22 protein-coding genes are annotated in these 24285 nt (G+C 45.3%); 15 read left to right on the forward strand and 7 right to left on the reverse strand.

Going from position 1 to position 24285, the window contains the following annotated elements; genetic code table 11:
• Positions 1–301 precede the first annotated feature (301 nt).
• A complete protein-coding gene (locus tag J2T19_RS12585) occupies positions 302–907 on the forward strand; it encodes a restriction endonuclease (RefSeq protein WP_307216141.1) in 606 nt (201 codons plus the stop codon).
• Between the two features lie 139 nt (positions 908–1046).
• Positions 1047–1268 carry a ribosome rescue factor BrfA gene (gene brfA / locus J2T19_RS12590; protein ID WP_307216143.1) on the forward strand — a complete coding sequence of 74 codons (222 nt, stop codon included), beginning with the start codon at positions 1047–1049 and terminating at the stop codon, positions 1266–1268.
• Positions 1269–1334: 66 nt separating this feature from the next.
• Here the strand turns inward: brfA and fabV are convergent, their stop codons facing one another.
• Positions 1335–2525, reverse strand: a complete 1191-nt coding sequence (gene fabV / locus J2T19_RS12595) for an enoyl-ACP reductase FabV (RefSeq protein WP_307216145.1) — start codon at positions 2523–2525, stop codon at positions 1335–1337.
• Between the two features lie 201 nt (positions 2526–2726).
• Between fabV and J2T19_RS12600 the strand changes: the two genes are divergently transcribed.
• The 3 genes from J2T19_RS12600 to J2T19_RS12610 all read left to right on the forward strand — a co-directional run bounded on the left by J2T19_RS12600 (position 2727) and on the right by J2T19_RS12610 (position 5912).
• Positions 2727–4007, forward strand: coding sequence for an XRE family transcriptional regulator (locus J2T19_RS12600; protein WP_307216147.1), 1281 nt, complete (start codon positions 2727–2729; stop codon positions 4005–4007).
• A gap of 596 nt (positions 4008–4603) precedes the next feature.
• Positions 4604–5020 (forward strand): hypothetical protein, encoded by a 417-nt coding sequence (locus J2T19_RS12605; RefSeq protein WP_056701385.1) that lies wholly within the window; start codon positions 4604–4606, stop codon positions 5018–5020.
• Positions 5021–5117: 97 nt separating this feature from the next.
• Complete coding sequence (locus J2T19_RS12610) at positions 5118–5912, forward strand: hypothetical protein (protein WP_307216150.1); 795 nt, start codon at positions 5118–5120, stop codon at positions 5910–5912.
• Positions 5913–6276: 364 nt separating this feature from the next.
• Here the strand turns inward: J2T19_RS12610 and J2T19_RS12615 are convergent, their stop codons facing one another.
• The 3 genes from J2T19_RS12615 to J2T19_RS12625 form a co-directional block, all read right to left on the reverse strand.
• Positions 6277–6894 carry a hypothetical protein gene (locus tag J2T19_RS12615; protein WP_307216151.1) on the reverse strand — a complete coding sequence of 206 codons (618 nt, stop codon included), beginning with the start codon at positions 6892–6894 and terminating at the stop codon, positions 6277–6279.
• A gap of 48 nt (positions 6895–6942) precedes the next feature.
• The gene (locus J2T19_RS12620; protein WP_307216153.1) at positions 6943–7758 is read right to left on the reverse strand and encodes a class I SAM-dependent methyltransferase; all 816 of its coding nucleotides are present in this window, start codon (positions 7756–7758) and stop codon (positions 6943–6945) included.
• Between the two features lie 89 nt (positions 7759–7847).
• A complete protein-coding gene (locus tag J2T19_RS12625; RefSeq protein ID WP_307216156.1) occupies positions 7848–8771 on the reverse strand; it encodes a helix-turn-helix transcriptional regulator in 924 nt (307 codons plus the stop codon).
• Between the two features lie 124 nt (positions 8772–8895).
• Here J2T19_RS12625 and J2T19_RS12630 point away from each other — a divergent pair, with 124 nt between their 5' ends.
• Positions 8896–10329 carry a glycoside hydrolase family 1 protein gene (locus J2T19_RS12630; RefSeq protein ID WP_307216157.1) on the forward strand — a complete coding sequence of 478 codons (1434 nt, stop codon included), beginning with the start codon at positions 8896–8898 and terminating at the stop codon, positions 10327–10329.
• Between the two features lie 174 nt (positions 10330–10503).
• Complete coding sequence (locus J2T19_RS12635) at positions 10504–11067, forward strand: hypothetical protein (protein WP_307216159.1); 564 nt, start codon at positions 10504–10506, stop codon at positions 11065–11067.
• An 8-nt stretch (positions 11068–11075) separates the two neighbouring features.
• Here the strand turns inward: J2T19_RS12635 and J2T19_RS12640 are convergent, their stop codons facing one another.
• Together J2T19_RS12640 and J2T19_RS12645 are read right to left on the reverse strand one after the other, a co-directional pair.
• Positions 11076–11852, reverse strand: coding sequence for an AraC family transcriptional regulator (locus J2T19_RS12640; RefSeq protein WP_307216161.1), 777 nt, complete (start codon positions 11850–11852; stop codon positions 11076–11078).
• Between the two features lie 15 nt (positions 11853–11867).
• Positions 11868–12452: a LysE family translocator gene (locus J2T19_RS12645; RefSeq protein WP_307216163.1), complete on the reverse strand. Its 585-nt coding sequence runs from the start codon at positions 12450–12452 to the stop codon at positions 11868–11870.
• Between the two features lie 206 nt (positions 12453–12658).
• On the opposite strand from J2T19_RS12645, the gene J2T19_RS12650 reads away from it, so the two are divergent.
• The 6 genes from J2T19_RS12650 to mmsB all read left to right on the forward strand — a co-directional run bounded on the left by J2T19_RS12650 (position 12659) and on the right by mmsB (position 21019).
• Positions 12659–13666: a substrate-binding domain-containing protein gene (locus J2T19_RS12650; protein WP_307216165.1), complete on the forward strand. Its 1008-nt coding sequence runs from the start codon at positions 12659–12661 to the stop codon at positions 13664–13666.
• Positions 13647–15632, forward strand: coding sequence for a cache domain-containing sensor histidine kinase (locus J2T19_RS12655; protein ID WP_370874874.1), 1986 nt, complete (start codon positions 13647–13649; stop codon positions 15630–15632). Before J2T19_RS12650 ends, J2T19_RS12655 begins: the two co-directional genes overlap by 20 nt.
• Complete coding sequence (locus J2T19_RS12660; protein WP_307216167.1) at positions 15629–16885, forward strand: response regulator; 1257 nt, start codon at positions 15629–15631, stop codon at positions 16883–16885. Before J2T19_RS12655 ends, J2T19_RS12660 begins: the two co-directional genes overlap by 4 nt.
• Positions 16886–17214: 329 nt before the next feature.
• Positions 17215–18300, forward strand: a complete 1086-nt coding sequence (gene chvE, locus J2T19_RS12665) for a multiple monosaccharide ABC transporter substrate-binding protein (RefSeq protein ID WP_307216169.1) — start codon at positions 17215–17217, stop codon at positions 18298–18300.
• A 21-nt stretch (positions 18301–18321) separates the two neighbouring features.
• Positions 18322–19881: a multiple monosaccharide ABC transporter ATP-binding protein gene (gene mmsA, locus J2T19_RS12670; protein ID WP_307216170.1), complete on the forward strand. Its 1560-nt coding sequence runs from the start codon at positions 18322–18324 to the stop codon at positions 19879–19881.
• Positions 19856–21019, forward strand: coding sequence for a multiple monosaccharide ABC transporter permease (mmsB, locus tag J2T19_RS12675; protein WP_307216173.1), 1164 nt, complete (start codon positions 19856–19858; stop codon positions 21017–21019). The genes mmsA and mmsB overlap by 26 nt, the downstream gene beginning before the upstream one ends.
• 217 nt (positions 21020–21236) lie before the next feature.
• On the opposite strand, the gene mgtE is transcribed toward mmsB, so the two are convergent.
• On the reverse strand, positions 21237–22607 hold the full coding sequence (mgtE, locus tag J2T19_RS12680) for a magnesium transporter (protein ID WP_307216175.1): 1371 nt from the start codon (positions 22605–22607) through the stop codon (positions 21237–21239).
• A gap of 235 nt (positions 22608–22842) precedes the next feature.
• On the opposite strand from mgtE, the gene J2T19_RS12685 reads away from it, so the two are divergent.
• Both J2T19_RS12685 and J2T19_RS12690 read left to right on the forward strand, forming a co-directional pair.
• A complete protein-coding gene (locus tag J2T19_RS12685; protein WP_307216177.1) occupies positions 22843–23541 on the forward strand; it encodes a DNA alkylation repair protein in 699 nt (232 codons plus the stop codon).
• Between the two features lie 61 nt (positions 23542–23602).
• Positions 23603–24142 carry a methylated-DNA--[protein]-cysteine S-methyltransferase gene (locus J2T19_RS12690; RefSeq protein WP_307216180.1) on the forward strand — a complete coding sequence of 180 codons (540 nt, stop codon included), beginning with the start codon at positions 23603–23605 and terminating at the stop codon, positions 24140–24142.
• Positions 24143–24285: the final 143 nt, after the last annotated feature.

Consider the following 24285-nt stretch of genomic DNA (forward strand, 5'->3'; position numbering starts at 1 on the left):
GTTACAAGGAATTCATCTTCTTTCGGCCGAGGTGGAAGTTTGATATATTTAGTCCGGTGGCGAAGACGAATCATAGATTTGGCATCATTTTATAAGTGTGTGTTCAAAAAGGTCGGTTTTCAGTACCGAGAAGATGGAATGAAGATAGAAATGGAGTAGCGGAGCGTAGGGAAAACTACGTGAGCAACGGACATTTCGGCTGAATTCCATCTTCGACGCTGAGATGCCGTTAGGTATCCTTCGTAATCAAAAGCGGACTTTTTGAACAACCTCTATAAGGGAATGGACAAGGAGAACAGACATGAATTGGAACGAAAATTGGACCATCTGGGTCATCGGCTGTATTGCTGCATTACTCATATTCGTATGGATTATTCGCCGTATTATTGGGCGAGGGCAGCGCATACGTAGAGAGGCTAATCCCCGCAAAATTACAATTCGAGACATTGATAAAATGCAGGATGGATCGGAATTCGAGCTGTATCTATTTCATTTATTTCAACAGATGGGATATGATGAGGTGCACAAGACGACAAGCAGCCGAGATTTTGGAGCAGACCTCGTATTTACGGACAGATTGGGTCGAAGAAATGTCATTCAAGCGAAGCGATATGGGGCTAACCATCCTGTAGGGCTAAGTGCTGTACAGGAGATATTTACATCCATGCGTTATTATGAAGCAGATCGTTCTATCGTATTGACATCGGCTAGATACACGGAGGCGTGCCGAACACTCGCTGCTGTGAATGGAGTAAAGTTACTGGATCGAGAGGATCTAATGGACTTAATTACCTTGTTCAAATCGAGAAGAATCGAAGAGGCGATGGAATTAATTGAGGAAGAGGATCACGAACCAATTGAAACGTGGCAATCCCGGCAAAAGAAAGCGACCAAAGCAGCCAAATAAAAATTGGCTTCCTGTCTACAGAATAATACTTTGTTGAATGTGTCGGTAAGAATCCGCCTCTCAGGCATTCATGCCTTCACATTCTCCTGATACACATGATATATTGGGGATATCCCAATTCAAGGAGTGTGTTGTCATCATGGCACGAACCCAAACACAAAAGGCATTACGTAAAGCAGAGCTTGCAGGACAATGGTGTTCAGAACAAAGCAGAAGAAACAACAAAGATTATGGTGCAATCTCGCAGCATGTTCGCATCATGCCCACGAAACAAGAAAAATTACAAAAGGTCAAACACAAGAAGCGGATCCAGGATGGTGGTGCTTCTTTTTATTTTGCTTTGGCCCGGTTGAGTTGTTGAAAAGTGATACAAAAAAAGGAGAGCCGTAAGACTCCCCTTAAGAGTTAACATATCATAAAGTAAGAGCTAGCGTAGGTGTGGAACCTCTACCTTGGGATCAACATCTGCTTCGTAATCTACGCCGTCGGTTTCGAAACCAAACAGTTGGAAGAACTCTTTACGGTACCCTTCGAGATCAGACAAATCATAGATATTATCTGTAGTCAGCTCGTTCCAAATCTTCGCAACTTCTTCTTGCACATCGTCTCTCATTTCCCAATCGTCAATACGAATGCGACCTTGTTCATCGGTTGGCACATCGCCACCTGCATACAGACGATCCGCGAAGAGACGCTGTAATTGCTCGATGCAGCCCTCATGCAATCCTTTTTCTTTCATGACCTTGTACAATGCAGAGATATACAACGGTACCACCGGAATAGCTGAGCTGGATTGAGTAACGAGTGCTTTGGCAACGGTAACGTAAGCACGACCACCCGTAGTTCTCAAACGATCATTCAGCTTGTGCGCTGTCGCTTCCAAATGATCCTTCGCCTGGCCGATTGAACCTTCACGGTAGATGGCTTGTGTAAGCTCTGGTCCGATGTAAGAGAACGCGATCGTTGTAGCATCATCAGCAAGCACGCCACCTTGTTGCAATGCATCCATCCACAGTTCCCAGTCTTCTCCGCCCATTACGGTTACGGTTTGGCGAATCTCTTCTTCGCTAGCAGGCTCCAAGGTAACTGAACTAACTTCACCTGTATGGAAGTTGACCGTTTTGTTGGTGTACGATTGTCCTATCGGTTTCAGAACGGAGTTGAACACTTCACCTGTATTTGGATCAACACGGCGTGCGGAAGCTACGCTGTATACTACGAGATCGACTTGACCAAATTCGCTACGGATCAATTCAACAGCTTTCTCTCTCGTTTCGTTTGCAAATGCGTCACCTGTAATGCTGTACGATTGAAGACCGGCTTGTTCGGCTGCTTTCTCAAAAGCGGCAGAATTGTACCAACCTGCGGAGGCCGTACGTTTGTCTGTGGACGTGCTAGGGCGATAAATCCCGATTGTATTGGCACCTGCTCCGAAGGCAGAGACCACACGTGAAGCTAGTCCATAACCGGTTGAAGCACCAATGACAAGCACATTGCGCGGGCCTTTAATTTCAGGCTGGGATTTTACATATTCAATCTGTTCCTGTACCTGTGCAGCACAGCCTACAGGATGGGAGGTTGTACAGATAAAACCACGTGTTCTTGGTTTAATAATCATATATTGGCATCCTTTCATGTTCAGCTCAAATGTTACATACCTCCCTATTGTAAAACAATTGGCTCCGAAACGGAAACCGTTTGATTCATTTTTAGGAATAGTGTGGCATTCGGTGTTTGAGTTTGCGATGATAGTACATAACATGAAGATGATCATATATCCATTTCATTTGTCAGAATAATAGGAAGGATACATAAAATTATGCTCAAGGAACGAATTGAATTTCTAAGTAAAAAGAAACAAGTCTCGCGCAAAGATCTTGTGGATGGCCTGGTTACCCAGGCACACTTTGCTAATATTTTGGCAGAACGCTATGCACTTCCCGAAGACTTGGCAGAGGCCATCGCAGAGCGGTTAGGGGTGCAGCCATCGTACCTATTACTTGCTGCTGCGCAGGATGAAGAGACACTTTCGCGTGCCGAAGCGATCTTTGACCAGTTGTCGGTTGCTGCCTCGGCGATCCCAGAGGAGCAGGTACATGCATTGGATGACCGGGATGATACACTTACGGTGGAGTTAACCACTGCCTTAATGAAGGCAGTCTATTATCAGCAATTAAATGATGCATCCGCACATGAATATATACATAGCTCATACCTGAACTTTTATCTGGAGAAATACGGTCGTCCGGATGATTCGGATCTCCCACGTCCGTTATACAAGGCCTTGTTATACTACAAAATACAATATTATCGTTCTAAACATGCTTTTGTGGATGTTCTCACACATGCGACCCGACTTAGTTCGTTGCTTCCTCAAGGAAGCGAATTTTGGTTATCAGTGCAGAATATTAAGATGGAAGCGTACATTCAGGTTAGGCAGTATGAAGAGGCGAAGCAAGTGTTTGAGCAGACGATGCGTCATGTCGTAGATCAGCGACTATTTCATCGTTTATCTGGACTATATGTAGCTTATAGTGGATATTGCTTCACTATGGGTCTTGTGCAAGAGGCGCTTTCAGCGCTGACGATGGCGGAGGCGAACTTGGTGTACACCAGCAATCAGGGGGAGCTGATGACCGCTATTGCGAACAACCGGATCGTCATGCTGACGATGATGGGTGAGCTGGATCAGGCCATGGGCGAGATTGAAAGATTCGAATCACTGTTGCAACAGGAGCCAGAAGAGACACAGTACGGCATGAAGCCGCTTATTCTCATTTATCGCTGTGAAATCGCCTTAGCTCGTAAAGATTGGGGTATGCTTGCTCTAAGTGTGGATCAACTGCTGCACTGTGCGACGACGCAGGATCAACAGATGAGCGGAATCTTCTATCAAAGTCAACTTGCACTAGCACATGGGGATCAAGGCGTATTTATGGAACGAGCTTTGGCATGTCTACCTTATTTTGAATCGGCACAGCATGCACTAAGGCTAGAGCATTTATATGAAGGGTTAGCGGTTGTGTCGGAGGATCAGCGCAAGTATAAGGAAGCAGCAGTGTATTATCGTAAGCTTGTTTATCTGCTACGCAATAAATAAGATTTCTTGTCGAGTTATCTTTCTGATCGATCAACAGAAAATAAGCATAGGATAGCTTGGTTAATCTTTCGGCTGTCCTATGCTTGGTGTACTATAGATGAATTTGCTTAAGTATAGCTATCTTGATGTGTTCTATTGATCATTTTTGGTGAGGTTCCCATCCTCTAGTAGTCTTTGTATTTGAGTTGTTAATTCTTCGTTGTGGATGTAATAGTGCCCACCCTGTGAATTGGGTGTGAACCCCAGCTTAATCTGGTTGTTTTCTAGCAGAGACACCGCGTACAGAAAGCCACTTCTGTCTTCTTGAGTAAATATAATTTCTTCATATTGCTCCCCCTCGTTTGCAAACTTTGATAATTTTAACATCTCTTTAGGACACGTACGCAAAAAAATATGCAGAAAGATAAATTGAAGTTAGGATTATCATCTCTTTTATTGTGAGAATCAAGAAATAGGTATCATAATGAGCGAGAAAGCGAAGGGTAAATCTCTTCATTCGTCGTTTCTTTTGTATGTACTCCGAAGTGTATTCAAGAGCATGTCGTTATGTTTATACTTAATATATAACAAATAACACAAATAAAGAGGTGCTCACCATGGGATGGTTCAGTAGAAAGAACAAACAGGAAGATGCGATTGCAAAGGCTGACAAGGTCATGAACAAAGGACTTACTGGCATGATGATGAAGGGGCTGGTATCTAAAGAACATCGGGAGGCAATTAACCAGAGCATTCATTCAGCGAAGCAAGCACAATTAGGTGCGAGTGGTTCACTTCCTTTAACAGCGACTGCTGTCGTGGTAGCGGCTACGGATACCGGGAAACTAATCAACTTCGACCCGATCGTTATACTGGTTCTGGATGTGACTGAGACGAATGGGACTACATATCAACGAACACTGGAGACGTTAGTATCGAAGATGCAGATTCCACGGGTAGGGGATCGTGTTGGGTTAGGTCAGAATCCCGCTAATCCATCTGAATTAATCTATATGGGACTACTACCAAGCTAGGTTGATAAGTAGGACGTTAGTGAGAACAAAATGCTGGGATGAACTAAAATAATAGTACGTTTAACAATTAGACATAGATATTGAAAGGGTGGTACTTATGGTAGGGTTTTTGAGACTTATTGGGTTATTACTTGTATTTGGTGTTGGGTTCTCGCCATTCTTGGCAGAAAAGTTGTGGAATGATCCGTTTATTACGATGCAGGCTTGGTGGTATAGACCTGCAATCTATACGGGATTTGCGTTGGTTTTTGTTCCTTCAATTCTAAGTGCTATTTTCGGCAGAAGCCGTGTGAAGACCGGGATACCTGCCCTTGGTGTCATCACAAGTATACAACAGACGGGTACATATATTAACGAGCAACCTGAAGTTCGCTTGGGTGTTACGGTATCCCGCAAGGGACATGAGAAATATGATACGGAGTTTAAAACAATCATTCCGTTGACTTCGATGGCGCAATTCCAGCCAGGCGGCTTCATTCCACTACTTGTTTCGGAGAAGGATGAACGTAAGGTCGGGTTGGATCTGAATGGACAATTGTCGCAGCAGGATATGCAGGAATTACTGAATGAGAAAATGATCAAGGAGGGCGTGTCTCCCGAGATGATGGATATCGCTCGTACAGGCGAGAAAGCAATGGCCAAAATCCTCGACGTTACCCCATTAGGGGGAGCAAGTGAAGGGAAAATGAAGCTACAGCTTACACTAAGTGTGACAAAGACGAATGGAGAGTCATTTAACGTTACTACACAAAAGGAGTTATTATCTTCGGCACTGCCTCAGGTACAACAAGGGCACATCATTAACGTCATATATTCCAAGCAAGATCCTTCGAAGTTAGTGCTCGCTTTGAATGTGCAGGAAGATCAGATGAATAAGCTGTTCTCCTCTTAAAGAGGTTGTTCAAAAAGTCCGCTTTTGATTACGAAGAATGCCTGACGGCATCTCAGCATCGAATATGGAATTCAGCCGAAATAAGTGGATGCTTACGAAGCTTGTTTCCTTCGGAAACATGTAGTTGCTCACGTAGTTTTGCCTACGCTCCGCTACTCCATTTCTATCTTCATCCCATCTTCTCGGTACTGAAAACCATCCTTTTTGAACACGCACTTAAAAGTGATGATCCCCGGATGTTCTCTTTCAGCAAGAAGAGAGCACTCGGGGATTTGTATTAGAACAAACAGAACATTATGCTGTGTTCACTATAACAATTAGTCTTGTTGGATATAAGCTTGCATAGCCACATCATTCCTTCGATTTATGATGAATGTAGAGAGGTTAGCATCGTTCGAAATGAAGGAAATAAAGGTTGTACTAATGGTGCAAGCTGTGCACGAGTCCATGATGGCTGCCCAACCAGAGCCTCGTGGTCAAACCAAACAACAGCATAATCCTCATCCTTCGTGGGATTCTGGATATCCCAACACACAGGTCCTGCATCATCTTCGTAGGTTGCAAAAGGAATATACCCCTGCACAATCAAGGGCTCCCAAGCTTCCCATAACGTATGTAAACTCCGCAATGGATTGTCTGATGGCAAGTCCGGGAGCCCAATCATGAAGTGATCATAACGCAAATATACATTCAGAACATGTCGGGTCGTAAGGTAGGCAAGATACAATGGAGGTACAGGATTAGGAATATCATGCAATTGTTCTAATTTTCGAACCTGTTCTTCAGTTACCGTAGAGGGTATCATCTCCCAACGAACCCAGCCCTCTTCATCAACTTCACCTACTTGCATGTTATGAGGTACTCCATAATCCTCCACATCCGTTTTGGCAGGAAGAGACATCAAGATATCCCGATGTGGGGTGTCAAAATAACTCTCCAACGTATTCACAATTAGTGTCTGATCCTGCTTCAATTCCTGCATTGTACATCCGTCCTTATTCAATAGATTTATATAATAACGTTTATAAAATTATACGATTCCTAGGCGCATGCGATAAGAAAATAAAGCTGATCTGGTGTGCCCATCAAATACCTTCACTGCCAGTTGTCTAAACTCATCTGCGGCAGTCCGAACCTCCTCTGCGCCAAGCTTCAGAGCAGTTTGCAATCCACCTTGACTAAGCGCCAGATTGACATAACGCTCTGCGTCGAATGTTTCGCGATGGTGGAACACAATCTCACGAACATAGCGGAACAATCCCGATTGCTGAATCCGCCCTAGATGTCCGTCTTTGCTCCATTTATAAGCTTGACTCTCTGGGCTTGATAGCTGCAATGCGCGGTTGTCTGCGGTGAGCACTAATTGCTGGTATGCCTGTTCAAGCTGCCAATCCAGTATTGGAGGCCAGTCACAGTCGTAAGCGGCGAAGATGCCTCCCGGTCGTAACACACGAGCGAATTCGGAGAGCGTTGACTGAGGTTCCATCCAATGAAAGGACTGTGAGCAGGTAAGTATGTCAACACTATCGTCAGGTAAGCCAAGCTCATGCGATAAGCCAGACACAAATCGAAGGTTATCCGGTTTTCCTGCAGACTCCCATTTGGACTCGGCAACTGTTCTCATATCATCACTAGGCTCAAAACCGATAATACGATCTGCTTCATGAAGCCAGATCCATGAGGATAACCCTGTTCCACAGCCTACATCTGCAACCATACGCGGTTTATGACCTAAGTACGTCGTTAGAATCTCTACAACCTCGGTGGGAGCAGAAGGGCGATTTTGGTCGTATAACGCACCAAAGCCGGTAAATCGATCTACATTGTTACGTCTGATGTCTTGCATGGACAAACCTCCTTCTGGGGATAGACGGATGAGATACCACAACATAATCAACTACAATGTTTCCAACCCAATCTCTTACAGTATACCATTCATTCCTGATCTAGACTGGATTGATCGCTGCATTGTTCCTGTAAATGTGATACAGCCATCCGATGGCGATGGAGCAGTTCCTGCCGGATATGAGCCGGCTCCAGAATTGTGAGTTCAGCTCCAAATGACATAAGGAAAGAATATAAGCGTTCGCCCTCGTGAATCTCCAAGGATGCAAGCAATCGTCCATCAGGTAGTTTCTCAATCCGGGAGGGGTCAAAGTAATCATATGCCCGATATGCAATTGCACTTGAGAATTGTAGCTTTAATGATATAGGTGTACTGGCTGTGTGATCCTTCGTGTCAGAGCCCCCACTTGTTGTGTTCTCGTCCATAAGCGTGGATTGCAGCTTGAGTTCAGATATTCGTTTCATTTTATAGGTCTGGGCTTCGGGGTGGTGAGGTCGATTGCGGTCGTAGCCTTTGAAATACCAGGTATTGTTTTTGAAAATTAATTTGATCGGTTCGATCGTCTCTATACTAGACTCGCCGTCTGAATCGACATAATGAAATGTCATGAGCTGCTTACTTAGGATGGCAAGCTTCACCTGGTTAAATAGTTCTCTCTCTTGCATGGGAATGCTACCCCAAGGGGAAAAATCAAATTCAATCCAGTCTAGCTCATGGTCAAACATGGCGGTTAGCCGTTTCAACATATGCGCACTATTAAGATGCGGGATGGCACTCACGCTATAAAGACCTAATAAAATCTCATTCTGATCATCTTCAGATAGAAGCGACTTATCCATGACGTAATTATCCATGAGATGTACGCCGCCATGTTTACCCGTTGTGGTATACACGGGAATGCCTGCCGCACTTAATCGATCGATGTCACGGTATACGGTGCGTACCGATATTTCAAACAGCCGTGCCAGTTCAGGCGCAGTCGATTTCTTTTTCTCCAATAACAACAGTAACATTCTAAATAATCGGTTATTTTCCATGTTGTAATTATACCATGACAGAAGGTGTCAGGGTATGGATGTTAGACTAGGTATATGGTGTTGCTAAGCGAACAGAGATGATCAGAGGAGGAACGAAGATATGAAAATGAAAGATGGATTTTTCTGGGGTGGCGCAACGGCTGCCAATCAATTCGAAGGTGGATGGAATAAGGGCGGCAAAGGGCCAAGCACTTCTGATATGATGACAGGAGGTACGCATACCATTCCGCGTCGGATTACGCCTGTATTGGAAGAAGGAACATACTATCCGAGCCATGAAGCAGTTGACTTTTACGGTCATTACAAAGAGGATATTGCAATGATGGCTGAGATGGGCTTCAAAATGTTCCGTATGTCAATCAACTGGTCAAGAATCTATCCTAACGGTTATGATCTGGAACCGAACGAAGAAGGATTAAAGTTCTACGATAACGTCTTTGCTGAGCTGAAAAAGTATAATATTGAACCACTCGTAACCATTTCTCACTATGAGACGCCATTTGGCTTAACGGAGAAGTATAATGGCTGGGCATCCCGTGATGTGATTGACCACTATATTCGATATTGTACAACCCTCTTCAACCGCTACAAGGATCAGGTTAAATATTGGTTGACGTTTAATGAGATCAACTGTCTGACAATGCCGCTTGGTGCGTATATGGCGGGTGGTATTCGATTTGAAGGCAAAGAGACGCTGACGGATGGAGTTGATGAGCCACAGACTCGTTTCCAAGCATTGCATCACCAGTTCGTTGCGAGTGCGAAAGCGGTTAAGCTTGCTCATGAGATCAATCCTGATTTCCAAATTGGCTGTATGATCGCCTTCATGACGACATATCCGAATACTTGTAACCCAGACGATATGTTGCTTGCACAGAAGAAAGATCAGATTTCGAACATGATCTGTGGGGATGTGCAGGTTCGCGGCGCATACCCTGGATTTGCTAAACGTTTCTTTGCGGAGCAAGGTATCCAAATTGAGATGCATCCAGATGATGCACAGACACTGCGCGAAGGTTGCGTAGATTTCTACTCCTTCAGTTATTACATGTCTTTGGTTGAAAGTGCAGATGAGACGCTGGAAAGAGCTGAAGGAAACCTACTAGGCGGTATTAAAAATCCGTATCTGGAAGCTTCCGACTGGGGCTGGCAGATCGATCCGAAAGGACTGCGTTACACGCTGAACCACCTGTATGACCGTTATCAGGTTCCACTGATGGTAGTAGAGAATGGTCTGGGCGCGGTTGACGTGGTAGAGGAAGATGGCTCCATTAACGATGACTACCGGATTGACTATCTGAAAGGTCACATTGAGCAGATGAAAGAAGCTGTTGCAGATGGCGTAGACCTTATTGCTTATACGATGTGGGGATGTATCGACCTTGTTAGTGCCTCCACAGGGGAAATGAAAAAACGGTATGGCTTTATCCATGTCAACAAAGACAATGATGGTAATGGTGATCTGAGCAGAACACCGAAGAAGAGCTTCTACTGGTACAAAAAAGTCATTGAATCCAATGGTGAACAACTGTAATTCACTTCATTGGCTGACGATAAGATAACAAAATGAAACCCGCTTTTCCTGTAATAGGGATGGGCGGGTTTCTTGGTCTATAGTTACGCTACTCTACCGTACTCTACTGATACATAAATAGTAGATTCTCGACCATATGGTATAATAATGAAAAAAAGGAAATGGAGGAAAGTTATGAAACGAATATTCTTTCTAACCATTCTCATTGTCCTCGTTACGTTAGGATTTACCGTTTACCCGGGAGAGAAAGCCTATGCTTGTAGCTGTGTCGACAGTAATGCACTAGAAAAGCTAGATACCTACTCGGCGGTATTTGAGGGGAAGGTTACTGAAAAAGGCGCCCGAAGCCAGTTCGGATTTGGCGAATATCGCAAATATACTTTTGAAGCAATAAAAGCATGGAAAGGAGTGAATGAGCAGAAGCTTACGATTCATAGTCTGGATCAAGGTTCCGCATCATGTGGATTTCAATTTACCAAAGGCGAAACCTATCTGGTGTTTGCTTCCTCTGATGAAAAAGACCATACACTGAAAACGACTCTGTGCAGTGGTAATAAACTCATTTCCCAAGCAGATGAAGATGTAAAATTACTAGGAGCAGGAGAGTGGGTCACTGAAGATGATTCGGGTTCAACGAATTCAACTGCTAATTATTTATTCCCACTCGTTCTAGGTAGTATAGGGTTGTTTCTTGTTATTGTTATAGCGACAATATATGTCCGTAGACGACAGAAGTAACGGCTTCACTAATTCAGTTGTTTCATATATTCATAGGCGGTAATGCCGAAGAAACGTTTGAAATGACGATTAAGATGTGTGAGATCCACGAACCCGCACTGAGCTACAGCAGCATAGATGTCCTTATCGTTCTCTAAAGATTGACGTGCGCGCTCTACTTTGCAATTCAGGAAAAACTGGTACGGTGATATGCCAGCTTGTGCTTTGAACTCACGAATGAATTGGTATTTGGACATGCCGAGTTGGGTGCAAAGATCGTCCAATTTAAGCACATCGTCGATACTGTAGAACATCATTTCTTTTGCTGTACGGACAAGGCTGCTGGTAGCTCTATGCGGTACGATTACTTCGTTTTCTCTAGCTAATAGGTTTGCTAGATTGAGCAGTAGCTCGCTGCATAAAGCTTCATCTCGGCCATGCTGAACAGCATCGTTCACCCTGAGGATTGCTCGCGCAAGTCCAGGGTCATAAACGATGGGTGTTGAGAAGTGTAACTCCTTCTTTCCCAGCACCTCGGCCATCAGATCTGGTTTGAAATATAACATGACATAATCGATTCCTTCACGGTCATAGGAGCTACCATCATGCGTCTGCTCTCGATTAAATAACATGACACCATTTTTGTGAGAAGCTTGATAATGACCATCCAGATTATATTGTTGAATGCCTCGAAGAGTCACGCCTACGGCATATTCCTCGTGACAATGCTTTTTGTACGTGAAATCTGTAAAGCTGGCGGAGAGAGCCAGCACATCCTCTGATTTTCTGTAATTGAACAATTCCACCAAGCTAACCTCCGATCACGAGATGATTCCCGATACCATAATGGCTGAGTATAACAAAAATAGGGTCATGAGCATACTTGTTGCTTTTTGATGATGATTAAGAAACGTTCTGAAGATGGACCCGAACACGACCCAACTGGAGTAGGCCAAAAATCCAATGAGTGTAATGAGCATAACGAACATAAACGAAGATAGAGAACTATTGTAATAGGGCAATACATAACTAGGCATGACGGTGAACGTAAACAGAATGACTTTGGGATTCAGAAATTGCATGATGAACCCGTTCAGGAAACCAGTAACTTGTTTCGGTGCATCCGCAGTGGAGCCCATTTTGTATACCTGGTAAGCCAGGTATAGCATGTACAGACTGCCTACGATCTGCATCATTTTTATCATGCTGGGCAGAACGCCTGCGAGCAGATGATTAAGAAAGGCGGAAGCGGCAAGCAGCAGACCGAACGCCAGTGTGGCACCCCACACATATTGCATCGTTTTGCGTGCGCCTATCTTCTGCGTTGAAGACAGAATAACAATATTGCTAGGGCCAGGTGTGAAGGTAACGATAATGCAGTAGATCAAAAAGGATGTAATATTCATCTGAAGTCCCCTCTAGAAGTAATATGGTTCTATGATCATATGGCAGAGAGGCTTCAAGCTTATAGTATATTATTGCAGCAGAATCATCGACGTGAGCAACAGCAGTTTATTTCCAAAAGTGAAGAATGGTTTTCTTTTTGAATGATTGCGTTTACAATTTAGAACGAAGTGTAAGGTGATCAGACCATTTAAGGGAAGTGAACGGAATGAAGAAAATGCTGTTGGTATACATTTTGCTTATTGCAGCATTTGCATTGTATGTTCTGAGATTTGAACACACTAGCCAGGCGAACAGTTCTTGGGAGAACCGGGGACTGCGTGGTGATATTGGTGAGACATACATCATGATAACGTTCCAATCCGGGCTAGAGTATTGGAAGAGTCCGCTCAAAGGATTCGAGGACGCAGCGGATACGCTTGGTGTGACTGTTGAGTACCGCGGAGCTACCCGATATGACGCGAAAGAGCAGACAACTGTAATTGAGCAGGCGATCGCGCGTAAACCCGCAGGTATTGCTATATCTGCCATTGACCCGCAATCGTTGATCCCGGCGATTAATAAGGCGATCGAAGCGGACATTCCCGTCATCCTGTTCGATGCAGATGCTCCCGATAGCCAGGCTTATTCCTTCCTTGGGACGGATAACTACAAGTCTGGTGTAACGGCAGCGGATAAAATGGCTGAGTTGTTGGGGCGTGAGGGAGAGGTTGCCGTGCTGACCCTACCCGGACAACAAAATCATGAAGAGCGGACGAAGGGTTTCCGAGATACGATTCAGGAACGATACCCGTCCATGAAGGTCGTTGAAATTGCGGATGGCCACGGAGACGCGGTGATATCTAGAGAAGAGACATTAAGGATGATGAAGGCTCATCCGCAATTGGCAGGTATTTTTGTAACCGAGGCAACAGGTGGCGCAGGGGTCGGCGAGGCTGTGCAAAATGCAGGACAAGGTCATACACTGCAAATCATCTCTTTTGACACAAACAAAGTAACACTCGACATGATCAAGAATGGTACGATATCAGCCACGATTGCGCAGGGAACCTGGAACATGGGGTATTGGTCGCTACAGTATTTGTTCCATCTGCATCATCAGTTAACGGTACCTGCACCATCCTCTTCTGGTGAAAATGCGCCGTTACCGGTAATGGTAGACACGGGGATTTCTGTGGTGACACGCTCGAATGTGGATGATTATTATGCCAAATAACAAGGAGCATGTTGAGGAAAATAATGCTTGGAATCGGCAAACGTGGCGCTCTTCGCTCCGAAACGGTATAAAGCGTTTATGGCTGCGTAACATGCCGCTTCGCTACCAGTTGATGCTGCTGTTTTTGTTATTTGCTATTGTACCTTCCGTTGGACTCGGATTGCTCGTGAACTGGACGGTAGAGCGGGTGGTAGAGAGACAAGTTGAGGGGCATACGATGCAGCTTATTGGCAAAGTGAATGAAGGGCTGAACACCAAAATGGAAAATTTGCAGAATATGACCTACTTGATTGCATTTGACCCGGATATCGATGCATTTATGCACGGAAATACGCCTTCAGATGTGGATGAGGATTTGGATTCGATAAGCAACGCAGAGAGTGCTCAGAATGTCCAATTAGAGCAGCAGCAACTGTATGACATCAAACAAACCTTACAGGGATTCACAACGCTGTACCCGGAAATCGCTGGCATTGTACTCGTCAATGGTAGCGGGGACTATATTAGTAATGAGATGTATCCCCGTACGGAGCAGGGGCTGACCGAGGAGGCATGGTACCGCGAAGCTTCAGCTCATCCAGGCATTTTTACTGTACTGGGTCAGCCTAAAGAGCGTAATATTACGACGCATGTTCGCTACAAGGATGATGAGATTGTATCGGTTGCACGCTCCATTACGGATGAAGAATCAGGACGTGTTCGAGGAGTCATCATGATTGATCTCAAGCTGAGATCTGTCTCGCAGGCTGCACGCAACGTAACCTTGGGTAAATCCGGGTACGTCATGGTAACGGATGCAGAGGGACAGAGCGTGTATAAGCCTCAGCATCCCCTGATTGAAGATATCCCTGCGGATTGGTTTCCCTCCGAGGACAGCGGAACGTTTACCGCCGAGACAGATGGTGGCACGTTATTATTCATGTACCAATCCTCCACCTTTACCGGGTGGAGAACCGTAGGTGTATTTCCAACAAGGGAGTCCATTACGGAGGTACGCCAGATACAGTTTTATGTAGTCAGTTTTGTATTTGTAGTGTGTTTGTTTGGTTTAAGTGCCTCTTTGTGGTTCTCACGTTCTATTGCTCAGCCTATTTTTCGTTTAATGTCTTATATGCGTAGAGCAGAGACTGGCGATCTTAGAGCAGGTCGCTGGAGCGATCGTGCTGATGAGATTGGCATGCTGGGGAACAGCTTCAATCGAATGCTCATACAGATTCGGCAGCTCATATCGCTGAATGAACTACGGGAGCGACAGAAGCGGGAAGCGGAGATGCGCAGCTTGCAGGAGCATATTAAACCCCATTTTTTATACAATACACTGGATACGATTCACTGGATGGCTCGCAAAGAGGGTGCAGATGATGTATCGGGCATGGTGGGTGCGCTGTCTCGACTATTTCGAATTGGGCTTAGTAAAGGTCAGGACTACATTCCGCTGCGTTCCGAGCTTGAGCATATTAGCAGTTACCTACAGATTCAGCAGACACGATATCGTGATCGACTGCAGTATACATTGAATGTTCCTGAGGAACTGCAGAACCTGTACATGTTGAAGTTGTTGCTTCAACCATTGGTGGAGAACGCAATCTATCATGGAATCAAAGGACGACGTGGGCCAGGTCTGGTCCGTGTGGAGGCCAGGGTAGAGCGTGGCAAATTACTTCTTATGGTGGAAGATGATGGAGCGGGAATGTCCGCGGAACGACTTGCAGAAATGGTGGAATTACTTGATGTTCCCCTAGAGAGCTTGGAGTCAGCTTCTCCGAGCATGACCGGTAAAAGCTATGGGATGTTGAACGTACAAGCCCGGTTACGACTGTCCTTCGGTGATGAGTACGGAATTGAACTAACAAGCCGGGAAGGCGAGGGAACTTGTGTAACTATTGTTCATCCGCTGATGCGAGAGCTGCCATCACTCTCACCAGCGCAGCGACTTAATAACGAAGAGAGGCAGGAGACCGAATGAAGGAGCCTATGGATCCAACAACGATAACCAAAAAATACCGTGTGCTGATTGCGGATGATGAGCCAATCATTCGGGAGGGCATTCGGGATGCAATTGACTGGGCCACTCTCGGCATGGAGGTCGTTGGTGAAGCCGAGGATGGTGAGGAAGCACTGGAACGTGTGGTCGACTTGGATGTTGATGTCGTGCTAGTCGATATGAATATGCCATTTCTGAACGGAATCGGACTGATTCGGGCTCTTCAGCAAAAGTGTCCAAGATGTCGTTATTTGATCATTTCGGGACATGATGAATTTGCGTATGCGCAAGAGGCTGTTCGTCTGGGGGTGGAGGATTATATTCTGAAGCCCGTTGAAGCAGAGCAATTGTACGCTGCACTTGGGCGCCTGCGTCAGCGGTTGGATGAAGAATACCAGCGGACAGCCTACGTAAGACAGGCTGCCGATCAGATTGAGCGCAACATTCCGCTGTTACGACAGCGCTTCTGTCTGGAATGGCTTGAAGGGCAGATTAGAGAGAGAGATTTGATGGAGCAGCTTACCTTTCTGCGTCTACCTTCCACGCCACCTGTACAGATTGGAGCAGTGCGTTGGCCTGCCGCTGAAGCGCGAAAGACCGTTATGAGAGAGAATGATCGTCAACTGTTCCTTTATGCTGTGGAGAATATTATTAGTGAACTGCTGGAAGACCGCCCACATGTCTTATTTCGGGATGCCGGCGGTTTAATCGGCATATGTTTGTGGCAAGAGGCTCCGGAGGAAATCGCTGCGCTTCTAGAACAGCAGATCAGTTCCTGTCTAAATATTGCCATTCATGCCCATGTTGAGTTTCATACAGGCACACTGGAGGAGACTCCGGGCACGTATCGTCTTTGCCGTGAGCGGGTTTATGGGGAAGTCCGGTTGTCTCCGCTGGTTCGCAGGGCGAGACAACTCATTCAGGAAGAATATGCAGAACGGGATCTAACGTTAGAATCGCTCGCCACTAGACTGCAAGTGTCCGCTGTATATCTTAGCCGAGTGCTTAAGAAAGAGCTGGACAACTCCTTCGTTACGCTCGTCACGCAAGCTCGCATTCGCAAGGCTGTGCAATTGCTTGATTCCACAATGCTACCCATTCATATGATCGCGGAGCGTGTAGGTTATGATACGCAGCACTATTTCAGTACTGCATTTAAGAAGGCGATGGGTATCTCGCCAGCTCAGTATCGCAAAGATGGAGGAACGGGCAATCGTTCTTCGATTACACAGTAATTATGAAAGTTGAAAAATGAACACCATAAGGATGACTATCATAAAGATGTGATCTACTTCTGTGAAGTGAAGTAGAACATGTCTTTTTTGTTTTTCCTTGTAGATTGATTGCTAGGTTTCAACAATGTAACGATGGTTTCTTTTGCACTTCCATCAAAAGTTAAATTTTTATAAAAAAGGTTGAAAACCTGCAAAGACCTGCCTGTTGCTGAAATGCTACGATAATTCTCGAACAGGAAGTGACAAGGCACATACTACATTTCATTCGTTGTAAGCGTTATCTCAGCTATTGTGAACAATCGTATGACCTGAGGAAAGGGGAACTTCATATGAAAAAAGGAGCGATATGGATCTGGCTTCTGGTGATGACCTTGATGCTCTCGGCTTGTAATCTAGCTGAAAGTGACCAGGGCAGCAAGGAAAAAGGATATGTCGGTATCTCGATGCCCACCAAATCATCCGAACGATGGGTCGGGGACGGAGAAAACATGGTACGACTGTTTCAAGAGCAAGGTTATAAAACAGATCTTCAGTATGCTGAGGATGTGGTCGAAAATCAGATTTCACAGATTGAGAACATGATTACAAAAGGTGTGGATGTGATGGTCATCGCATCCGTGGACGGTAACACCTTAACCGATGTAATCAAGAAGGCGCATGATGAAGGGATACAGGTCATATCGTATGACAGGCTCATTAGAAATACCCCGTATCTGACGTATTATGCCACGTTTGATAACTTTAAGGTGGGTGTGCTCCAGGCTTCCTATATCGAGCAGAAGCTTGGGCTTAAGGAAGGAAAGGGACCTTATAACATTGAACTGTTTGGCGGATCGCCAGACGACAATAACGCCTACTTTTTCTTCGACGGTGCAATGTCTGTACTGAAGCCTTACATGGATTCCGGCAAGCTGGTTGTTCGTAGTAAACAGATGACGATGGCACAGATCGCCACCTTACGCTGGGACGGTGCACTTGCACAGTCACGCATGGATAATCTTCTCAGTGCCTATTACTCTGGAGACAACCTCGATGCAGTCCTTTCTCCATATGATGGCATTAGTATCGGGATTATCTCGTCCTTGAAAGGGATTGGTTACGGAACAGCAAACAAGCCATTACCTGTCATAACAGGACAGGATGCCGAGCTTGCTTCAATCAAATCCATTGTTGCCGGTGAACAGACACAGACGGTATTCAAGGATACACGGAAACTGGCGGAGCAAACGGTGGAAATGGCGAATAGCATTTTGCAAGGTAAACAGGCGGAAGTGAATGATACGGAATCATATAACAACGGAATTAAGATAGTACCAGCATATCTTCTTGATCCGATCTCTGTAGACCGAACCAATGTAGAGCAGGATATTGTTGGCAGTAACTATTACACGAAGGAAGAAATCGGCTTGAAATAAGGAACGAAAGGAGAATATCCCATGGCCGGAATTATTCTGGAAATGAAGAATATTACCAAAACATTCCCTGGCGTCAAAGCGCTGGAAAATGTCAATCTGCAAATCCGTGAGGGTGAGATTCATTCGATATGCGGCGAAAATGGTGCAGGCAAATCGACACTCATGAAGGTGCTTAGCGGTGTATACCCATACGGTTCGTATGAAGGTGATATTTTATTTCAAGGCAAACCGTGTGAGTTTAAAGACATCAAGCAGAGTGAAGATCTGGGGATCGTCATTATTCATCAGGAGTTAGCTCTGATCCCCTACCTTTCCATAGCTGAGAATATATATTTGGGCAACGAGCGGGCAAGCAAAGGGATTATTAATTGGAAGGAAACGTTTGTAGGTACGCGTGAACTGTTAAGCAAAGTAGGTTTAAGTGAAGATCCGAATACGCTGGTATCCAGCATCGGGGTGGGGAAACAACAGTTGGTCGAGATTGCAAAAGCACTCTCCAAAAAGGTCCGCCTGCTTATTCTGGATGAGCCCACTGCCGCGTTGAACGAGGACGATAGTGAAAACCTGCTGCAATTGATGCTGGAATTCAAGAAGCAAGGCATCGCCTGCATTCTCATCTCTCACAAGCTGAATGAGGTCTCCAAAGTTTCGGATGCCGTAACCATATTGCGGGATGGCAAGACCATTGAGACGCTGGATATGAGAAAAGATCAGGTTACAGAAGACCGGATCATTAGTGGAATGGTTGGACGGGATCTCACGAGCCGTTATCCTGAGCGTCATGCGACCATTGGCGACATCGTTCTGGAAGTGAAGGATTGGACCGTGTACCACGAGCAACATGCTGAACGAAAAGTACTGGATCAGATCAACATGAATATTAGACGTGGTGAGATTGTGGGTATTGCGGGGCTAATGGGCGCTGGACGTACCGAACTTGCCATGAGTATATTCGGCAAATCGTATGGTCGCAATATATCAGGACAACTCATGAAGGATGGCAAGCCCATCCAAAACAATAGTGTTACCGAGGCTATTCAAAATGGGTTTGCTTATGTGACCGAGGATCGCAAGGAATATGGACTTATTTTGATGGACGATATTAAGCGCAATATCTCGCTGACAGGTCTCAATAAACTGACGAAAAATGCGGTTGTGAATGAGCACGAAGAAGTGCTCGTAGCGGAAGAGATGAAGAAGAGTATGAACATCAAAGCACCTAATATTTTGCAGAAGACCGGTAACCTTAGTGGAGGCAATCAACAGAAGGTGGTGCTGAGTAAGTGGATTTTTGCCGGACCCGATATTCTCATTTTGGATGAACCCACCCGCGGCATCGACGTTGGAGCCAAGTTTGAAATCTATACCATCATTCATCGTCTTGCCGCTGAGGGTAAAGGGGTACTGGTTATTTCATCCGAACTGCCGGAGGTTCTTGGCCTCTGTGACCGGATCTATGTGATGAATGCTGGGAGAATGACCGGAGAAGTTAGCCGTGAACAAGCATCGCAGGAAACGTTGATGAGATATATGACCAAGTCTGGAGGCGGGAAGCATGGAATCAATAACGAAACTGTTTAAAGGTAACATTCGCCAATATGGTATGATCATTGCCTTAGTCGTCATTATGCTTTTGTTTGAGGTACTGACCAACGGGTTGTTACTTAAGCCCATCAATATAACCAATCTAATTTTGCAAAATAGCTACATTCTAGTACTGGCGATCGGGATGGTGCTGGTCATCATTACCGGTCATATTGATCTATCGGTCGGTTCCATTGCAGCTTTTGTTGGTGCAGTTGCAGCCATTATGATGGTTGATTGGCAGCTTCCGGCATGGCTTGCGGTGATCGCGTCTTTGCTGGTAGGAGCCTTAATCGGTGCGTGGCAGGGCTTCTGGATCGCATATGTACGAATACCCGCCTTTATTGTAACACTCGCGGGCATGTTGTTGTTCCGCGGGTTGACGATGATTGTGCTCGAGGGTCAATCGATTTCACCTTTTCCAGGTGGATTCCAGAAAATAAGCTCAGGCTTTTTGCCCGATATTCAATTCTCTGGACTTGGATTGGTGTCCATTATTGTGGGGATTTTGCTCACCTTGTGGTACATCTTCAATGAGCTACGTGAACGTCGTTCACAGCGCAAATACGGCTTTCAAGTTGTATCTCAGGGACTCTTCCTGCTTAAGTTGATTGTGGTAGCAGTGGTAACGAATTTGTTCACCTTTGTGCTAGCGAGTTATGCAGGTATTCCGAATATATTGGTGCTGCTGTTCGTCCTAATCGTTGTCTACTCGTTCGTCATGAACCGTACGGTGATGGGCCGTCACGTATATGCTCTTGGAGGTAATGAGAAGGCAGCGGGTCTGTCTGGCGTGAAAACGAAAAAAGTAACTTTCTGGGTATTTGTGAACATGGGTACACTCGCGGCAGTATCTGGACTAATCTTCGCTGCACGTCTGAATGCAGCTACACCAAGGGCGGGTACCAACTTTGAACTGGATGCGATTGCTGCTTGCTTCATCGGTGGAGCCTCAGCTTCTGGTGGGATCGGGACTGTCTTCGGCGCTATTATCGGGGGTCTGGTTATGGGTGTGCTCAATAACGGGATGTCCTTGATTGGTCTCGGTATTGACTGGCAACAGGGGATCAAAGGTCTGGTGTTGCTGCTCGCCGTTGCATTCGATATCTATAACAAAAACAAAAGAGCTGCCTAAGTGTAAAAGGGTTATGGATGACGTCGGGGGTATAAACCGATGCTCAATCTAATCGTGTGTTATATGTCTGAATTCAGCTGATATTACGCTTCATTTCATTAAAATTCAGAACTCATTTTATGTAATATTCAATATAAACAAACAGACCTAGATCACAGATCCAGGTCTGTTTGTTCGTTTATATATTGTGTTTTTACCGTTGAATTCCTGCTGGTATTTACATCAGTGCGCCTAGGAAACGTGTGGCAATGCCGAAATAGATAAAGAGCGACAGAATATCATTTAACGTTGTAATTAGTGGTCCTGAGGCAACAGCGGGGTCTACCTTGAAGCGGCTGAGTAGAAGTGGGATACACGTTCCGGTCAGTGTACCAATCACGAGTGTGAAGAATAGAGATACCCCGATAATCGCACCAAGCAGCCAGTCTCCTTGCCAGAAATAAGCAATGACAGTAATCAGAATTCCGCAGACGAGACCAATCATCGTGCCAACCTTAATCTCCCGACCAATCAATGCCAGCACGGTTGACTTGTCCAGCTTACGTCCGATTAGTCCGCGGACAACGACAGCCAGAGACTGTGTACCTGTATTCCCTGTCATCCCGGCGATCATGGGCATGAAGAAGGCAAGCGCAACGACTTGGTTTAACGTATCTTCAAAAAAGTCTACAATACTACCGGATATTAATCCGATCAGTAATAACAAGATTAACCAGGGAAGTCTGCGTTTGACCGCAACCAGTGGCTTCGTATCAAAATCAATATCTTTACCACCGCCCCCCATCTTAGCTAAATCTTCACTCGCTTCATGCATAATAATATCGATGACATCATCCATCTGAATGATCCCGCACAGCCTATGATTCTCATCCACAACCGGGAGTGCCATGAACTCGTAACGCTGCAGCAGCTGCGCGGCTTCCTCCTGATCCATATCTACTGTAGCGTGGATAACACGCCTGGTCATCAGCTCTTCAACCTTGGTCTTATCGTCTGCCAAAGCAAGGGAGCGATAACTTACAACACCCACGAGTTTACCCTCATTATCGGTTACATAGAGGTAGCTGGAGGCGGAGATATGCATCGTACCTTGCGATTGTCTTAGTGCTTCCTTGGCTGTCTCATGCGCGAGCAGGGTACGATAGCGATCTGTCATGATCCGTCCAGCTGTCTCTGGCGGATAATTAAGCACAGACCGGATGATGGCAGAGTGATCGAGATTCATATCAGACAGCAATTCTTCCCTACGTTTGGCTGGAATATCGTGCATGAACCGAATCAGGTCGCTTTTGTCCATCTGTTGCATGACTTCAAGCGTTCGTTCTGGCCCAAGTCGTTCGAATAGTTGAATCTGTTCATGTAGCTTCAGGTTCTCCGCTACATCGGCTAGCGCATCAGGTTTGAACAGCAACAGAAACCGATTTCTCTCTTCTTCGGGGAACTTCTTATATATAAGTGAAAGATCATAAGGATGCAGCTCCTTCACCAATTTAAAGAATTCAGGTAGATTTTGGGACTGCACATGTTGGACAAGTTGTTCGGTGATCTCCTCCACGGAGAAATCTTTCTTGGTATGAGATTCGTTCATATCGACACTCCTTTCTGAATGGTCAACTTCATATTTTTAAACGAAATGGGTTGCCAGTTAAACAAGGGTTAAAGAAAAAGGGGAATGTATCGTATGGAACAGGTGAAGAGAAGCTTGAACGCATCGGGATGTATTAGGATATAGAAATCTTGCTCAACCATACAATATGGGCTTACAAACATGCGCTGCAAGGCTATACTTGGTATACAGCAACAAATGAGGGGGACATGTACTAGTGGAAGCAGATATCATAACACAGTTACTCAGCCTGGCTGAGCCAGAGTATCAAAAGTTTACGGCAGCGCTTATACCTAACATTACGAACTTATTGGGTGTTCGCATGCCTGAACTGCGTAAGATGGCAAAACAGATTGTTGCAACGGATTGGCGTGCCTATCTGGAGAACGCAGACGATGATTACTTTGAAGAAGTCATGTTGCAGGCGCTGGTTATTGGATATATCCGCACAGATCCAGAAGAATGGCTGCGGCATATTGCTTGGTTTGTCCCCAAAATCAATAACTGGTCAGTATGCGATAGCTTCTGTGGTGGATTAAAATTAACGAAAAAAGAACAAGAACGGGTATGGCATTTTGTGCAGCCTTATCTGGCATCCGAACTAGAGTATGACATTCGCTTCGGCGTTGTGATGTACTTAAACTATTATCTGGAAGAGCCTTATATCCATCAGGTGTTGGCTTCATTGGACCAGATTAAACACGAAGGATATTATGTGAAAATGGCTGTCGCATGGGCGATTTCGATTGCTTATATTAAATTGCCCGATATAACGATGCGTTATCTTAAGGACAATACGCTTGATGATTTTACGTACAACAAAGCGCTCCAGAAAATAACCGAATCGACTCGCATTGATCTGCATACAAAACAAATTATTCGTGGGATGAAGCGCAAGCTGAAGCGATCAGTTTGATCCTATTAAGCGTACAATTGGAACATGACACGGAAGGATGATGGATATGAGGCAAAAGATCATGTGGACCCCGTTGGAACTAGATGGACTGCCCTGGATTGTACTTGCAACAGAGAAGGGTGTAAGTCGTATTATTATGCCTAATGAAACATTGCAGGACTGGGGAGGTTGGATTGCTCGTGTAGCTCCTGGGGTTGAATTAATAGAGGATGAACAGACGATTAACCATACAGGTATTACCGAGTGGCTAACATCGTACTTTGCCGGAGAAAAGGTAGCATTTAAAGCGGACATTCCATTGGATCTGATTGGAACAGCATTCCAGCAGCAAGTATGGACAGAGCTTGGACGAGTTCCTTACGGTGAGACTCGAACCTATGGCGATGTTGCGTCTGCAATTGGAAGACCATCGGCAGTACGTGCAGTCGGTGCAGCGAATGGAGCTAACCCCATTCCAATTCTATTGCCATGCCATCGCATTATTGGTGCAAACCGTAAGTTGACAGGATTTCGTGGCGGGCTAGACATGAAACGCAGACTGCTGGATATTGAACAGATCGAGGGCGTATCTGACGGTGGGCATGCGAGATTTAGATTCTAGGAAATAGGATGAACAAACAGAAATACAGGCATGATTCATGCCTGTATTTCTGTCTAGTAAGAGTTACTCCAAACGCTAAACGTATGGTATGCCAACGTTATACATATTTTTGCTGCGTTACCCATTATGCTACGATAAATGAA

The sequence above is a fragment of the Paenibacillus tundrae genome (assembly GCF_030812775.1).
In the GTDB taxonomy this organism is placed as follows: Bacteria; Bacillota; Bacilli; order Paenibacillales; family Paenibacillaceae; genus Paenibacillus; species Paenibacillus tundrae_A.